17 protein-coding genes are annotated in these 14,115 nt (G+C 62.8%); 12 read left to right on the top strand and 5 right to left on the bottom strand.

The window, feature by feature from the left end; translation table 11 throughout:
* The first annotated feature begins 73 nt into the window (after nt 1-73).
* A complete protein-coding gene (gene dnaQ, locus AC1DXU_RS29620; RefSeq protein WP_477374664.1) occupies nt 74-778 on the top strand; it encodes a DNA polymerase III subunit epsilon in 705 nt (234 codons plus the stop codon).
* Between the two features lie 87 nt (nt 779-865).
* Here dnaQ and secB read toward each other — a convergent pair whose 3' ends face one another.
* Both secB and AC1DXU_RS29610 read right to left on the bottom strand, forming a co-directional pair.
* Complete coding sequence (gene secB / locus AC1DXU_RS29615; protein ID WP_477240168.1) at nt 866-1,366, bottom strand: protein-export chaperone SecB; 501 nt, start codon at nt 1,364-1,366, stop codon at nt 866-868.
* Nucleotides 1,367-1,543: 177 nt separating this feature from the next.
* Nucleotides 1,544-2,044, bottom strand: a complete 501-nt coding sequence (locus AC1DXU_RS29610) for an FxsA family protein (protein ID WP_477310282.1) — start codon at nt 2,042-2,044, stop codon at nt 1,544-1,546.
* A 199-nt stretch (nt 2,045-2,243) separates the two neighbouring features.
* Here AC1DXU_RS29610 and AC1DXU_RS29605 point away from each other — a divergent pair, with 199 nt between their 5' ends.
* From AC1DXU_RS29605 to AC1DXU_RS29585, 5 genes are all read left to right on the top strand, one after another.
* Entirely contained in the window at nt 2,244-2,951 is a 708-nt protein-coding gene (locus AC1DXU_RS29605) for a Tim44/TimA family putative adaptor protein (protein WP_477310284.1), read from the top strand.
* Nucleotides 2,952-2,975: 24 nt separating this feature from the next.
* Complete coding sequence (gene mltA, locus AC1DXU_RS29600) at nt 2,976-4,082, top strand: murein transglycosylase A (RefSeq protein ID WP_477374662.1); 1,107 nt, start codon at nt 2,976-2,978, stop codon at nt 4,080-4,082.
* Nucleotides 4,079-4,603, top strand: a complete 525-nt coding sequence (locus tag AC1DXU_RS29595) for a Smr/MutS family protein (RefSeq protein ID WP_477374660.1) — start codon at nt 4,079-4,081, stop codon at nt 4,601-4,603. Before mltA ends, AC1DXU_RS29595 begins: the two co-directional genes overlap by 4 nt.
* Nucleotides 4,604-4,616: 13 nt before the next feature.
* On the top strand, nt 4,617-4,985 hold the full coding sequence (locus tag AC1DXU_RS29590) for a helix-turn-helix domain-containing protein (RefSeq protein ID WP_477311871.1): 369 nt from the start codon (nt 4,617-4,619) through the stop codon (nt 4,983-4,985).
* Between the two features lie 142 nt (nt 4,986-5,127).
* A complete protein-coding gene (locus tag AC1DXU_RS29585) occupies nt 5,128-5,418 on the top strand; it encodes a hypothetical protein (RefSeq protein ID WP_477374658.1) in 291 nt (96 codons plus the stop codon).
* A 32-nt stretch (nt 5,419-5,450) separates the two neighbouring features.
* On the opposite strand, the gene AC1DXU_RS29580 is transcribed toward AC1DXU_RS29585, so the two are convergent.
* The 3 genes from AC1DXU_RS29580 to AC1DXU_RS29570 form a co-directional block, all read right to left on the bottom strand.
* Complete coding sequence (locus AC1DXU_RS29580; RefSeq protein WP_477374656.1) at nt 5,451-6,068, bottom strand: transglutaminase-like cysteine peptidase; 618 nt, start codon at nt 6,066-6,068, stop codon at nt 5,451-5,453.
* A gap of 192 nt (nt 6,069-6,260) precedes the next feature.
* Complete coding sequence (locus AC1DXU_RS29575) at nt 6,261-7,538, bottom strand: polyhydroxyalkanoate depolymerase (RefSeq protein ID WP_477374654.1); 1,278 nt, start codon at nt 7,536-7,538, stop codon at nt 6,261-6,263.
* Nucleotides 7,539-7,829: 291 nt separating this feature from the next.
* A complete protein-coding gene (locus tag AC1DXU_RS29570; protein ID WP_477374652.1) occupies nt 7,830-8,189 on the bottom strand; it encodes a septal ring lytic transglycosylase RlpA family protein in 360 nt (119 codons plus the stop codon).
* A gap of 309 nt (nt 8,190-8,498) precedes the next feature.
* On the opposite strand from AC1DXU_RS29570, the gene AC1DXU_RS29565 reads away from it, so the two are divergent.
* From AC1DXU_RS29565 to AC1DXU_RS29540, 6 genes are all read left to right on the top strand, one after another.
* On the top strand, nt 8,499-8,684 hold the full coding sequence (locus tag AC1DXU_RS29565) for a hypothetical protein (protein ID WP_477374650.1): 186 nt from the start codon (nt 8,499-8,501) through the stop codon (nt 8,682-8,684).
* A gap of 185 nt (nt 8,685-8,869) precedes the next feature.
* Nucleotides 8,870-9,013, top strand: a complete 144-nt coding sequence (locus AC1DXU_RS29560) for a hypothetical protein (RefSeq protein ID WP_477374648.1) — start codon at nt 8,870-8,872, stop codon at nt 9,011-9,013.
* 146 nt (nt 9,014-9,159) lie between these two features.
* Nucleotides 9,160-9,621: an RrF2 family transcriptional regulator gene (locus AC1DXU_RS29555; RefSeq protein ID WP_477374646.1), complete on the top strand. Its 462-nt coding sequence runs from the start codon at nt 9,160-9,162 to the stop codon at nt 9,619-9,621.
* Between the two features lie 25 nt (nt 9,622-9,646).
* Nucleotides 9,647-10,996, top strand: a complete 1,350-nt coding sequence (locus AC1DXU_RS29550) for an FAD/NAD(P)-binding protein (RefSeq protein WP_477374644.1) — start codon at nt 9,647-9,649, stop codon at nt 10,994-10,996.
* Between the two features lie 447 nt (nt 10,997-11,443).
* Nucleotides 11,444-12,868, top strand: a complete 1,425-nt coding sequence (locus tag AC1DXU_RS29545; RefSeq protein WP_477374642.1) for a pyridoxal-phosphate dependent enzyme — start codon at nt 11,444-11,446, stop codon at nt 12,866-12,868.
* Nucleotides 12,865-14,046 (top strand): cystathionine gamma-synthase, encoded by a 1,182-nt coding sequence (locus AC1DXU_RS29540; RefSeq protein WP_477374640.1) that lies wholly within the window; start codon nt 12,865-12,867, stop codon nt 14,044-14,046. Before AC1DXU_RS29545 ends, AC1DXU_RS29540 begins: the two co-directional genes overlap by 4 nt.
* The last annotated feature ends 69 nt before the right edge of the window (nt 14,047-14,115 follow it).

Genomic DNA, 14,115 nt, shown 5'->3' with positions numbered 1-14,115 from the left:
CCAGGCCGTCAGCATTGCCCATTGCCATTTTGTTCCGGTGTATGATTCTGCTGCCTAGGAGCAGACTGATTCGATGCGCGAGATCATCTTCGATACCGAAACCACCGGCCTCGACAACCGCGAGGACCGCGTTATCGAGCTTGGCGGCGTCGAACTGGTCAACCGCTTTCCGACCGGCCGCACCTTCCACAAATTCATCAATCCGCAGGGACGCGCGGTTCACGCCGAAGCGCAGGCGGTGCACGGCATCAGTGCGGAGGACCTGAAGGACAAGCCGACCTTTGCCGAGATTGCCGAGGAGTGGCTGGCCTTCACTGACGGCGCCAAGCTGGTCGCCCACAACGCCACTTTCGACATCGGCTTCCTCAATGTCGAATTCGGCCGGCTGGGCCACCCGGTCATCGACAATGGGCTTGTCGTCGACACGCTGGCCCTGGCGCGTCGCAAGCATCCGATGGGCCCCAATTCGCTGGACGCGCTGTGCCGCCGCTACGGCATCGATAACGCCCACCGCACCAAGCACGGCGCCTTGCTCGATTCGGAATTGTTGGCCGAGGTCTATATCGAACTTATCGGCGGCAAGCAGGCCGCGCTGATCCTCGACAGCGTCGCATCGCCCTCTGCCGGCAGGTCGGATGTCGACTATATCGACATCTCGATCGGCGCCCGGCCGGTGCCGCTGGCCCCGCGCCTGACCGACGCCGAGCGCGCCGCGCATGCCGGCATGGTCGGGACGCTCGGTGAAAAGGCGCTCTGGCTGAAGGTTGCGGCGGGCTGACCGGAACAGATCGGCAGCTTACCCTCCTACATCCAACAAAAAACCCGGCACAAGGCCGGGCTTTTCAAATCACCGTGCAGAGCAGCCTCAGCTCACCTTGACCTTGGAGGCTGCCTGGTCTTCGGCCAGCTTCTGCTGGAACATCTGGGCGAAATCGATCGGGTCGAGCATCAGGGGCGGGAAGCCGCCATTGCGGGTCGCTTCGGCGATGATCTGGCGGGCGAACGGGAACAAAAGCCGCGGGCATTCGATGAATAGGATCGGCAGCATGTGCTCCTGCGGGAAACCGGCGATGGCGAACACGCCGCCATAGACCAGCTCGACATTGAACAGCACTTCCTGATCGAAGGAAGCCTTGGCGTTCAGCGTCAAATTGACGTCGAACTGCTTGTCCGAAAGCGGGTTGGCGTTGACATTGACGTTAATGGCGATGCCGGGGGCCTTGTCGCGGCCGCGCAGCGAATTGGGCGCGCCGGGGCTTTCGAAGGACAGGTCCTTCACATACTGGGCGAGCACGTTGAGCGAAGGCTGCGTTGTCTCGCCGTTGCCGTTGGCGGCGCCGACCGGCGCGTCATCTTTGCTGGCCATTAGCCGTTGTCCTTTTGCCTGGGCGACGATGCGGCCCGAATTGAAATCGGGCGTTCGCTACCATGGCCGGCATGACAAGACAAGGTTTGCCGCCTTCGCGTTTACGAACGGGCGCTTCTCCGGGGAATGACGCCGCCGGCAGCGGGAATTTGCGACCTGATCATCCTCGAGGCGACTTCAGTCGTCCTTCAGTCGCCGCCAGGGCGAGTTATGGTCCGGGCCGCGCTTGAAATCGTCCGCGCGCGAATAGTCGCCATCGTCGAGGTCGATGACCTTGTCGCGCGACCTGCCGCGGAAACCGCCGCTGGTGAAATTGGTCGCCACCACAATGCGGCCCTTGAGGCTGCGCCAGGCCAGGTCGCGCACCGGCGGCAGGAACAGGAGCAGGCCGATAATATCGGTAATGAAACCGGGGATGATCAGCAGGATCGCGGCGACCACGATCATGGCGCCATGCGCAAGCTGATGGCTGGGATCGCGGCCGGCGTCCATCTCGGCGCGCACCCGCGCCATCACGCCGAATCCCTGGTGCCGGAGCAAAAGCACGCCGGCCACGCCCGAAGCCAGCACCAGGCCGACTGTCGCCAGCGCGCCGACCTGGCGGCCGACAACAACGAAACCGGCGATTTCCAGCAACGGAAGCGCAAGCAGGAACAGGGGAAGGAACGAAATACGCAAGTCTTGACCGATCGGTTCCATGTTTTGCCGGTCGGCGAGCAATCGCCGCTGGCACTGAGCCCGTTAGATAGGTATGCCTGCCTTTGATTTGAATGATGGCGCCTTGCGTTCTATATGCTTTGGATGTTGAACGCTATGCGACCTTGGCCTGTTGAATGGCCGACGGTCCGGCCAGGCCAGGGATTGATTGGCGGAAGATATGGGTTTTTTCGACTTCGGCACAATTTTCTTTCTGATTGCGGCGGTGGTGATCTTTTTCCAGCTGCGCAATGTGCTCGGTCGCCGTACGGGCAGCGAACGTCCGCCCTTCGATCCCTATACGGCTGGCCGCGCCGCCGACAAGGACGCTACCCAGAAACCCGAAAACGTTGTTTCGCTGCCGCGCAAGCGGGCGCCGGGCGAGCCGGTTGGCGACACCTATGCTGCTATCGATGCCTTCGCCAAGCCCGACACCGACCTCAACAAGGGCCTGCGGACCATCAAGGACAACGATCCGACCTTTGAGCCAAAGACCTTCGTCGACGGCGCCAAGATGGCCTACGAGATGATCGTCATGGCCTATGCCGACGGCGACCGCAAGACGCTGAAGAACCTGTTGTCGCGCGAGGTTTTCGACGGTTTTGTCGCCGCGATCGGCGATCGTGAGGCGAAAGCGGAAAAAATCCAGTCCTCCTTCGTCGGCATCGACAAGGCCGACATCGTGTCGGCCGAAATGAAGGGCGGCGAGGCCCATGTCACGCTGCGCATCATCAGCGAACTGATTTCGGCGACCCGCGACAAGGCCGGCGCGGTCATTGATGGCGATCCTGAAACGGTCGCCGAGGTCAAGGATGTCTGGACCTTTGCCCGCGACACGCGCTCGCGCGATCCGAACTGGAAGCTCGTCGCCACCGAAGAAGAAGACTGAAATCCAGCGGCGGCGGGCCCGGTCGTGTCGCTATCCCGGTCTTTCCAGGAAAAATCCTTCGATGATCTCCCCGGCTGGGGCGATGACGACCATGAGGCGGCCTTTGCCGCCTTTCGCCGTTCGGCCGTCCATGTCCTGACCAAACCTTACCGCAGCGGCTCGCTCGGCGTCGACTTCACCGCCTTTGCCAGCGCCTATGATGAGGCGCGGACCATTTCGCTGCCGAATCGGTCCGAAGCGCGTCTTTTCTTCGAACGGTTTTTTGCTCCTGCCCGTATAGAAGCCGAAAACGGTGGCGCCGGCCTCGTTACCGGTTTCTACGAGCCACAGGTCGAGGCCTCGCCGGTGCGCACGGAGCGGTTCAACGTACCGCTGCTGTCGCGCCCGGCCGACCTCATCGACATTGACGACGCCAACCGTCCCTCAGGCATGGATCCCTATCTCGCCTTCGCGCGCGAGGCGTTTGACCGGCCAGTCGAATATTTCGACCGTGGCGCCATCGAACGCGGAGCGTTGGCTGGCAAGGGCCTGGAAATCGCCTGGCTGGCCGACAAGGTCGATGCCTTCTTTATCCATGTGCAAGGTGCCGCCCGGCTCAACATGACCGACGGCCGGCTGCGCCGCATCACCTACGCCGCCAAATCCGGCCAGCGCTTTACCGGGCCGGGCAGGATCTTGAGTGAAACAGGCGAGATCCCGCTGGAAAAAGTGACGATGCAGTCGATCCGCGCCTGGTTCAAGGCACACCCGGATCGCATCGACGAGATCCTCTGGCAGAACCGCTCCTATATTTTCTTCCGCGAAGCGGCGGTCGACGACGCGACGCTCGGGCCGATCGCCGCCGCCAAGGTGCCGCTGACGCCGGGCCGCTCGGTTGCGGTCGACCGGCTGCTGCACACCTTTGGCACGCCGTTCTACATCGACGCGCCGACGCTGACGGCTTTCGAGGCAAAACCGTTCCGGCGGCTGATGATCGCGCAGGACACCGGCTCGGCCATCACCGGGCCGGCGCGAGGCGATCTGTTCGCCGGATCGGGCGATGCGGCCGGCGAGATCGCCGGCGTCGTCCGCAATGCCGCCGATTTCTACGCGCTGCTCCCGCGCGCGCTCGTTTCGGGGGCGAATCCATGATCCGGAAGACGGACAGGCTGAGCGAGGACGACCGGGTGCTGTGGAACCTGGTGGCGCGCACCGCCAAGCCGCTCAGGGGCAGAACTGCCGTCGACATTCCGGATATCGGCGTCGAGGCCAAGCCGGCCGAGCCGCTGGTTCAAGCCGCCGCCAGCCCCGCATTGGCGGTAAAGCCAAAGGCGCAGCACGTTTCGCATGCGCTCGACGAGCCGACGCTGGACAAGTTGAAGAAGGGCCGGCTGCCGATCGAAGGCCGCGTCGACCTGCATGGCATGACCCAGGACGAAGCCTATTCGCTGCTGTTTTCGTTCCTGCACCGGGCCCATGCCGGCGGCATCCGCTATGTCTTGGTCATCACCGGCAAGGGCTCGTCGTCGGGTGGTGACGGCGTGCTGCGCCGCGCCGTGCCGGCCTGGCTGTCGACGCCGGCGTTCCGGCCGCTGGTCTCCAGCCACGACCATGCCGCCCGCAACCATGGCGGCTCAGGCGCGCTCTACATCCGCTTGCGGCGGCTGCGCTGATGAGGGCGTGGCTATGACCCCGTTCGGCGAAAAGCTGCGGTCGCTGCGGCAGGAACGCGGCGTCAGCCAGAAGGACATGGCTTCGGCCATCGGCGTCAGCGCCGCCTATCTGTCGGCGTTGGAGCATGGCCGCCGGGGCGCGCCGACCTGGACGCTGATCCAGAAGATCATCGGCTATTTCAATGTCATCTGGGATGATGCGGAGGAGCTGGCGCGGCTTGCCGAGGCCTCGCATCCGCGCGTCAGGATCGACACGTCGGGTCTCACCCCCGCCGCCACCGAACTCGCCAATCTGCTGGCCGAAAACATCGAAAAACTCGACGAAGCCGAGCTGCGTCGCATCAGCTTGTCGATCCGGGCGGCACTCGGCCGGCCGGCATAAGTCCGACAGCCATGTCAACCCACTCGCGCCGGACGTCTATTTCACTCCGAAAGCGATGCCCGCCGGCGGGGAGCCAGCGGGCATGGCGCGATTACTTTGCGCCGGCCGGACCGTTAGGGCCACCGCGACCTCCGGGATTACCATGCTCGTGGCCATTGTTACCGCCGCCCAGGCAGTTCGAGTCGCCGGCGTTGCAACAGCGGCCGGCCCACGGGTCGTTGGTCTGGGTGTTGGAACAGGTGATGGTCTGATCCGCCATAGCGGATCCGGTCAGGGCCGATACCGCAACGGCGGCAAGAAAGGCATTTCGCAAAAGTGCAGTCATGTGAATTCTCCATGGTTGGTTTCCGTCTACGGCCATGTGTCGTTGGCCGAGAGGAAATGGTTCATGGAGAAGACAGAGAATTTTCAGATGGCGGTGAGGCGCGCTTGAGGTGGTCGAAACGATGGAAGCCGCCCAGTCCGTTACTGAACGGCGCCGACCAGAACCTGCTGGCCACCGCGGATCGAAACCCAGCGACCGGTGTTGTCGATCGCCTGCCGCTTGAGGAAGCGGTAGCCGGTCTGGTCCCATGAGCGGACCTTGTCGGTCAGATTGTCGAGGATGTAGTCGCCCTTGTCGGTGCGCACGGTCAGCACCGCATGGCCCTCGCCGTCGGGCTTGCGTACGACGGTGATCAGAAGGTCGGCTAGCGACACGCCCAGGCGGTTCAGGTCGCGGCGCTTTTCCAGGACATAGTCCTCGCAGTCGCCGACGCCGTTGTCGGGATAGGCCCAGACCTCGTCCTTGCCGTAAATGTCGTAGTCGCTCATCGGCTTGACGGCGGCGTTGACCTGCGCGGTGACACTAATCAGCTTGCGCATGAACGCGTCGGTCATGGTGGCGGGAGCGAGATTGGTCGGCCGGATCGAGCATTCGCCCGGATGGGCCTTGCAGAAATCATAGTGTCCGATTGGCTGGGAGGTCGGGCCTCCGGTCGCCATTGACGCTGCCGCCGATGCCGGGCCAGCCCAGCATCCCGAAATCGCCAGCCCTGCGACTGCACACAAGCGCAGCGTCCGTGCCATCGGTGAGGAAATCATTGTCCCCGTTCGCCCTTGTTGTTAACGAAACGTTAAGGGGGATTTACACTCCGTGTCAATTAGACACAGCCGAGTCATTGACGGGATGGTTACCACCGCGATCCTGACGCGGCACTTGTGCAACAGGTTGGTCCGGGCGCGCCGGATGCCACCATCCCGGGGCCTTGATATCCGCTTGGCGGCGCCCTTGCTTCAGCCCTTGGCGGAGCGGACCAGCCTTGGTTTTGCCGCGACGCGGTTCTGGCGGCCATAGCTGGTGATGAAGTCGACGATGCGCGGCACGATTTCGGAGCGGAAGCGCGAGCCGTTGAAGACGCCGTAATGGCCGACCGCCGGCTGCATGTAGTGGGCGTGCCGCTCGGCGGGAATGTTGGGGCAGAGGTCGTGCGCGGCCTGGGTCTGGCCGAGGCCGGAAATGTCGTCGTTCTCGCCCTCGACCGTGAACAGCGCAACATTGCGGATCGCCGACGTATCGACGGCGACGCCGCGATGCATCATCTCGCCCTTCGGCAAAGCGTGGCGGACGAACACGGTATCGACGGTCTGCAGATAAAACTCTGCCGTCAGGTCCATCACCGCCAGATACTCGTCGTAGAAATCGCGGTGCTTCTCGGCGTTGTCGCCATCATGCTTCACCAGATGCATGAAGAAGTCCTTGTGGGCCGTGATGTGGCGGTCGAGGTTCATGCTCATGAAGCCCGAAAGCTGCAGGAAGCCGGGATAGACCTCGCGGCCGAAACCGGGCACCGGCCAGGGTGCATTCATGATGACGTTGTCGGCGAACCAGTCGATGCCTTTTTCCTTGGCCAGCAGATTGACCGCCGTCGGATTGCGGCGTGTATCGATCGGCCCGCCCATCAGCGTCATGGTCGAGGGAACGAAGGGGTCGCCGCGGGTTTCCATCAGCGCCACCGCCGCCAGCACCGGCACCGAAGGCTGGCACACAGCCATGACATGGGTGTCAGGCCCCAGCGCATGCAGCATGTCGATGATGTAGTCGATATAGTCGTCAAGGTCGAAGCTGCCATCGGCAAGCGGCACCATGCGAGCATCTACCCAATCGGTGATGTGCACGTCGGCATGCGGCAGCATCGCTTCGACGGTGCCGCGAAGCAACGTCGCATAGTGGCCGGACATCGGCGCCACGATCAAAAGCTTCGGATCGGGCTTGCGCCCGGCAGGAACGGCGCGCTCGAAGCGCTGGAGATTGCAGAACGGCCGCGACCACACCGTCTTTTCTGTGACCTCGACATTTTTCCAGTCGACCACGGTCTTGGTGATGTCGAAATGCGGCTTGCTGTAACGGCGCGTGGTGCGCTCGAACAATTCGGCCGCCGCCGCCACCGAGCGGCCCCAGGATGTATGCGAAAACGGATTGAGCGGATTGCGGTAAAAAATTCGCACCGCATCCGCGTAGGCGCGGGCGGGCTGCAAGGCGGCATGATTCAGTTCGTAGAGCTGGTAGAACATCAAGAACCCCGCTGCTGCATGCGACCCAAAGGGGCGACGAGCAGCGCCGATCCTTGAATGTCTCGCGGCAAGGTTAACAACTAATTGCTGCGATGCAATACGTCACGTGGCGTGAAATATGCTCATTCTTTCGTCTAAGGCTTTGAGAATCCGCCTCGAAAGCCGGAGCCGGCTCAATGTGCGGCTGCGAAGGCCAATGCATGTCGCCCAAAAGTGTGCAGCGGTTTTGGGACGACGGCATGCATCAAGACAAAATAGGCCGTGCCCGGCTGGGCTGGACACGACGAAAGGTCAAACGCGCGCCACGCAGACGGCGGTATAGCCCGAGCTGATGAAGCCGAGCTGGCTGGCGGCGCCCTTCGACAAATCGAGCATGCGACCCTTGATGAACGGGCCGCGATCGTTGATGCGCACGACGACGCTGCGGCCATTGTTCTGATTGGTGACCTTGAGCTTGGTGCCGAACGGCAGGCTGCGATGCGCGGCGGTCATCGCCGACGGGTTCATGCGCTCGCCGGAAGCGGTCTTGGAGTGCAGTGCGTACCAGGAGGCACGGCCGCATTGCGCGGCGGCGGGGGAGACGGAAGCGCCGACCATCAGGCCAGCCGCCATCGTCACCGCGACAAGCGCGGTCTGGTTGTTCTTCTTCATCTTTGGGGATTGGCTCCGTTTCTTACAGACCCCAGCCGTTATGTGTCGAATAAGGCAGGAAATGCGGCAAACCCCGGGCAGTTCCGTGGCGGCAGCACACGTTTGGAGTCGCAAGGAAACAGTTTGTCAGGAATCTTTAACCATATGCCGGCGTATTTCCGGTGATTATCGTGGCAATATCGGGGATGTTTTCGGCAAGGTTCAACGTTATTATGCAAGTAAAAGTATGCGCGACTGGATCGCTTCCTTTCGCACTTTCATCGCGGCCATGATGCAGTTGACGATCGACTTGCGAGGGGAATTCCAACGATGAGACTGATCAGGAATCTGCTGGCGTTGATTGTGCTGGCCATCGGCGTGCTGTGGTCATTGCAGGGCCTCGGCTATGTCAGGGGCAGCTTCATGACCGACCAGACGCAATGGTTCTATATCGGCATCGTCACCACGCTGGTCGGCCTTGTCGGGTTGGGTTGGGCGAACCGCTCGCGCATCTGACGTTCAGGACGCTGAGATAGAGATCGGCGTCTTCCAAGTCGCCGAGCCGGCGGCGAACCGGAATTCCCGAGCCGGCCATCGCATGGCAAATCCATGCCCCAAAAAGCCATGGATTTGAAAACCCTTTTCGCGTCTTCGCGGATAAGTATAGTAATCTTATCGACATTGACGAATTGGAGGCGACGATGAGCGACCACCGCATCACCATGATCGTGCGCGGCATCTATCGGGCTTCCAGCGCGCCGTCCTTTGTCGCCCTGCTTCCGGCCAACCGCATTTCTGTGCTCTCAAAGGCACAAAGGCCGGCAAAAACGGCCTCAGCAGCTTGAAAATCGAGCAAAATCAACGTCCTTGGCTTGTATATCATGTCACTAGAATTTATGTGTCGTGACAGCTTGGACGCGGCGGGGAGGCACGCCAGGCGTTTCGCAACCGATGGCCGAAAACCATCGCAGGACAGAGAAACGTTCGGTTTATGCTCACAAAAAAGGGTAAGTACGGCCTCAAGGCGCTCGTCCATCTGGCGCAGTTGCCGGTCGGACAGCTGGCCTTCGTTGGCGACATCGCCAGCGGCAACAACATCCCGAAGAAATTTCTCGACGCCATTCTTGGCGAATTGCGCAATGCCGGTTTCGTCCAGAGCCGCAAGGGCAAGGAGGGCGGCTATCGCCTCGCCCGCCCGGCCGATGAAATCAAGGTCGGCCACGTCGTGCGCGTACTCGACGGGCCGCTTGCGCCGATCCCTTGCGCCAGCCGCACCCAGTATCAGCGCTGTGAAGACTGCAATGAGGCGACATGCCAAGTCAGACATCTGATGCTCGAGGTCCGGCAGGCGATCGCCGAGGTGCTCGACCAGCGCAGCCTCGCCGAGATGCGCGACATCGCCATCGACGACCTTCCAGTCGCGAGGGACATCGCGGTGAAGGTCAAGGCCTGACCCTTCGACTATTGCCGGTGCGCTCATGACCGGGCGCGCCAACATCCCCAATTCGATCATCATTGTCGGCGGCGGCGCCAGCGGCGTCGTGCTTGCCGCGCATCTCTTGAAATCGGCCAATCCCGATCTGCGCGTCACGCTGATCGAAAAGCGCCCGCATTTCGGCCAGGGCATGGCCTATTCGACGCTGCTCTCCGCCCATGTGCTGAATGTCGCCGCCACCGGCATGAGCGCCTATGCCGACGATCCCGGCAATTTCTGGCGCTGGCTGCTCGAAAATGACCTGGCAACCCAGGAGCAGGCGCCGGTCTATGCGCCGCGCAGCGTCTATGCCCGCTACCTCAAGGAACTCTTGGACGAGCTCGAGGCGCGCGAGGAGCAGACGGGACGCTTGCGCCTGATCCGCGAGGAGAGCCTGTCGATCGCGCCGAATGCTTCCGGGGTCGAGGTGACGCTGGCCAATGGCACCAGCGTCGTCGCCCATCTTGCCGTGCTGGCGACCGGTCATGACGAGGAGCCGGGCGCCGGCCAGGGCCACGCGATCCGAATGGGATCGGAGGCCGACACCGCGCTCGACCCGGACAGCCGCGTGCTGGTGCTGGGTACCGGCCTGAGCATGGTCGATGCCTTCCTGGCGCTGGAGCAGCGCGGCCATCGCGGGGAGATCGTCGCTCTGTCCAGGCGCGGCCTGCTGCCCTCGCCGCACCGCAAGGGCAAGCCGATCAAGCTCGACGTCGCCGACATTCCACTCGGCACCCAGCTGTCCTATTTCGTCGCCTGGTTCCGCGACCTGATCCGCGAGAACCAGAAGGCCGGCATCGATTGGCGCGACGTGGTCGACGGCTTGCGGCCGTTCAACCAGAAGATCTGGCAGAACTGGCCATCCTCGGCCAAGCGCCGCTTTGTCGAACACACCAAGGCGTGGTGGGACATCCATAGGCATCGCATGGCGCCGGAGGTCTACGCCCGCGTCACCGAGGCGGTGCAATCGGGCCGCATCCGTCCCGTCGCCGGGCGTATCGTCGGCATCAAGGCGGGGGACGGCTACACGGTGGAGGTCCAGTCCCGCCACACGCAGCGCCTCGAAACATTCGAAGCCGCGCGCCTCTATGATTGCACCGGCATCGCCAGGGACATCTCGACCACCTCGAACAGCGTGGTGCGTTCGCTGGTCGACCGTGGACTGGCCCGACCGGACCCGCTGCGGCTCGGCCTCGATGTCACCGGCAATTGCGAGATCATCGCCAGCGACGGTTCGGTGTCGGCCAAGATCCTCGCCGTCGGACCGCTGACGCGCGGCACGTTTTTCGAGATCGACGCCATTCCGGATATTCGCGTCCAGTGCGCAAGGCTGAGCAAGCAATTGCTGGGCTGAGCTGTTGAGCAAGGCACCCACGCGTTCGTCATCCTAGGGCGGAGCAAGGAGCGGAGCGACGCAGCGCAGACCCTAGGATCCATGCCGCGACGGGCGGCAAGGAACACAGCGGTTGAGAATGAGGATCGTCTTGGCACTGCAAAACTCTGCACCGTCGCGGCGTTCAAGAGTCCCGGCATGGATCCTAGGGTCTCCGCGACGTCGCTTCGCTCCTGCTCCGCCCTAGGATGACGAACGCAAGAGGCCTCGGCGAACCTCGAACGATTGCGCAACCGTGAAACACCGACAGCCGTACGCTAGCGGCCTATACCCAAACCCGGAATTTCATTCCGCATCTGGCCGGTTGATTGGTACGATCTATCTTCTTTCCGACTGCAAAGGGCAGGAGAAGAGGATAGGCTACCGCTCGCCCCCGGCGGTCGCTCGCCTTGACCATGGAGCATCGACATGAGCGAGCACAAGATCGCTTCACCCGACGGCGCGCTGTCGCGCCTGCGCCCGCCCTATGCGTCGGTTCTCGACCTGATCGGCCAGACGCCGATCGTCGAACTGACCAAATTCGACACCGGCAAGTGCCGGCTGTTCATCAAGCTCGAAAGCCAGAACCCGGGTGGCTCGATCAAGGACCGCATCGCGTTGTCGATGATCGCCGCCGCCGAGCGGGAGGGCAAGCTCAAGCGCGGCGGCACCATTGTAGAGGCGACCGCCGGCAATACAGGCCTCGGCCTCGCCCAGGTCGGCATCCCCAAGGGCTACCGCATCATTCTCGTCGTGCCCGACAAGATGTCGCGCGAAAAGATCCAGCATCTGCGTGCGCTCGGCGCCGAAGTGCGCATGACGCGCTCCGATGTCGGCAAGGGCCATGCCGAATATTATCAGGACATGGCCGAAAAGATCGCCGCCGAAGTGCCCGGCGCCTTCTACGCCAACCAGTTCGCCAATCCGGCCAATCCTGCGGCGCATGAAACCACCACCGGACCCGAGATCTTCTCGCAGCTCGCAGGTGACGTCGATGCCGTGGTCGTCGGCGTCGGCTCCGGCGGCACGCTGACCGGGCTTGGCCGTTATTTTGCAAAAGTCTCGCCGAAGACCGAGATGATCCTGGCCGACCCCGTGGGATCGGTGCTGGCGCCGCTGATCAAGACCGGCAAGTTGGAAGAGGCCGGCAGCTGGACCGTCGAAGGCATCGGCGAGGATTTCGTGCCGCCCAATGCCGATCTGTCGCTGGTCAAGAAGGCCTATTCCATCCCCGACAAGCAGAGCATGCTGGCGGTGCGCGATCTCTTGTCGAAGGAAGGCATCCTCGCCGGCTCGTCCTCTGGCACGCTGCTGTCGACTGCCTTGCGCTATTGCCGCGAACAGACGGTGGCGAAACGGGTCGTCACCTTCGTCTGCGACAGCGGCAACAAATATCTGTCGAAAGTGTTCGACGATTTCTGGCTGGCCGAGCAAGGTCTTGCCGAGCAGGAACAGCATGGCGATCTGCGCGACCTGGTGATGCGCTCGCATCGCACCGGCGACACTGTCTCCGTCGGTCCGGACGAAAGCCTGCTCAACGCCTATGGCCGCATGCGCCGCTCCGATGTCTCGCAGCTGCCCGTGCTCGACAATGGCAAGCTAGTCGGCATCGTCGACGAAAGCGACATCCTGGCCAAGGTCGATGGCCCCTATGACGGCCGCTGGGAGCGTTTCAACGGTCCGGTGCGCACGGCAATGACCTCCAATTTGCACACGCTGCAGGCCAGCCAGACGCTGGATGCGCTGTTGCCGGTGTTCGACCGCAACGAGGTCGCCATCATCTTCGATGGCGACGAGTTCGTTGGCCTGATAACCCGTATCGACCTGATCAACCATTTGAGGCGCGCACGATGACTGCACACCCACCGCCATCGGGCAAGAACCGCCTGGCCTTTTCGACGCGCACCATCCATGGCGGCCAGAGCCACGACCCGCTGACGGGCGCGGTGATGGTGCCGATCTACGCCACCTCGACCTATGGCCAGCAGTCGCCCGGCGTGCACAAGGGTTTTGAATATGCCCGCAGCCAGAACCCGACCCGCTTTGCCTTCGAGCGCGCGGTGGCCGATCTCGAAAGCGGCTCGGCCGCTTTCGCCTTCGCTTCCGGGCTGGCGTCGATCGCCACCGTGCTGGAGCTGCTCGATGCCGGCGCCCATATCGTTGCCACCGACGACATCTATGGCGGCTCGTTCCGCCTGATGGAGCGGGTACGAAAACGCTCGGCCAATCTGCAGGTCTCCTTCGTCGATTTCACCGACCTCGCCGCCGTCGAGGCGGCGATCCGGCCGGAAACGAAACTGCTCTGGGTCGAGACGCCGACCAACCCGCTGCTGCGCATCGTCGACCTCGAAGCCGTCGCCGCACTGGCCAAGCGCAAAGGCGTTCTCACCGTTGCCGACAACACCTTCTGCAGCCCCTACATTCAGCGGCCGCTGGAACTCGGCATCGACATCGTCGTCCACTCGACGACCAAATATCTCAACGGCCATTCCGACATGGTCGGCGGCGTGGCGATCGTCGGCGACAACAAGGAGCTCGCCGCCCAGTTGAAGTTTTTGCAGAACGCCATCGGCGCCATATCAGGCCCCTTCGACAGCTTTCTGGCGCTGCGCGGCATCAAGACGCTGGCGCTCAGGATGGAGCGCCATTCCTCGAACGGCCTGAAAATCGCGCAATGGCTGGAGGCGCGCAAGGACGTGCGCCGCGTCATCTATCCCGGTCTCGCCAGCCACCCGCAGCACGCCATCGCCGTCCAGCAGATGCATGCCTTCGGCGGCATGATATCAGTCGAGCTCGATCGCGACCTCGCGGCGACCAAACGCTTTCTCGAACGTACGCAATTGTTCACTTTGGCCGAAAGCCTCGGCGGCGTCGAAAGCCTGATCGAGCATCCCGCCATCATGACGCACGGCTCGATCCCTGCAGAAAAACGCGCGGCCATCGGCATTTCCGATTCGCTGGTCCGGCTGTCGGCCGGCATCGAGGACGGCGATGATCTGATCGCGGATCTGGAGCAGGCGCTGAAGGGCTGAGTGCCAGAGCAGGCCAGACACGGCTCGTGGTGATCCTTCGCGCCCCCCTCTGTCCTGCCGGACATCTCC

The sequence above is a fragment of the Mesorhizobium sp. P3_A10 genome, assembly GCF_056403175.1.
This window is presented reverse-complemented; position numbering and strand designations above follow the sequence as displayed.

Excerpts from the sequence above, each read along its gene's own strand:
- dnaQ (WP_477374664.1), top strand. The coding sequence starts at position 74 with ATGCGCGAGATCATCTTCGATACCGAAACCACCGGCCTCGACAACCGC.
- secB (WP_477240168.1), bottom strand. The coding sequence starts at position 1,366 with ATGGCCAGCAAAGATGACGCGCCGGTCGGCGCCGCCAACGGCAACGGC.
- AC1DXU_RS29605 (WP_477310284.1), top strand. The coding sequence starts at position 2,244 with ATGGGTTTTTTCGACTTCGGCACAATTTTCTTTCTGATTGCGGCGGTG.
- AC1DXU_RS29595 (WP_477374660.1), top strand. The coding sequence starts at position 4,079 with ATGATCCGGAAGACGGACAGGCTGAGCGAGGACGACCGGGTGCTGTGG.
- AC1DXU_RS29590 (WP_477311871.1), top strand. The coding sequence starts at position 4,617 with ATGACCCCGTTCGGCGAAAAGCTGCGGTCGCTGCGGCAGGAACGCGGC.
- AC1DXU_RS29585 (WP_477374658.1), top strand. The coding sequence starts at position 5,128 with ATGCTCGTGGCCATTGTTACCGCCGCCCAGGCAGTTCGAGTCGCCGGC.
- AC1DXU_RS29580 (WP_477374656.1), bottom strand. The coding sequence starts at position 6,068 with ATGATTTCCTCACCGATGGCACGGACGCTGCGCTTGTGTGCAGTCGCA.
- AC1DXU_RS29575 (WP_477374654.1), bottom strand. The coding sequence starts at position 7,538 with ATGTTCTACCAGCTCTACGAACTGAATCATGCCGCCTTGCAGCCCGCC.
- AC1DXU_RS29570 (WP_477374652.1), bottom strand. The coding sequence starts at position 8,189 with ATGAAGAAGAACAACCAGACCGCGCTTGTCGCGGTGACGATGGCGGCT.
- AC1DXU_RS29565 (WP_477374650.1), top strand. The coding sequence starts at position 8,499 with ATGAGACTGATCAGGAATCTGCTGGCGTTGATTGTGCTGGCCATCGGC.
- AC1DXU_RS29560 (WP_477374648.1), top strand. The coding sequence starts at position 8,870 with ATGAGCGACCACCGCATCACCATGATCGTGCGCGGCATCTATCGGGCT.
- AC1DXU_RS29555 (WP_477374646.1), top strand. The coding sequence starts at position 9,160 with ATGCTCACAAAAAAGGGTAAGTACGGCCTCAAGGCGCTCGTCCATCTG.
- AC1DXU_RS29550 (WP_477374644.1), top strand. The coding sequence starts at position 9,647 with ATGACCGGGCGCGCCAACATCCCCAATTCGATCATCATTGTCGGCGGC.
- AC1DXU_RS29545 (WP_477374642.1), top strand. The coding sequence starts at position 11,444 with ATGAGCGAGCACAAGATCGCTTCACCCGACGGCGCGCTGTCGCGCCTG.
- AC1DXU_RS29540 (WP_477374640.1), top strand. The coding sequence starts at position 12,865 with ATGACTGCACACCCACCGCCATCGGGCAAGAACCGCCTGGCCTTTTCG.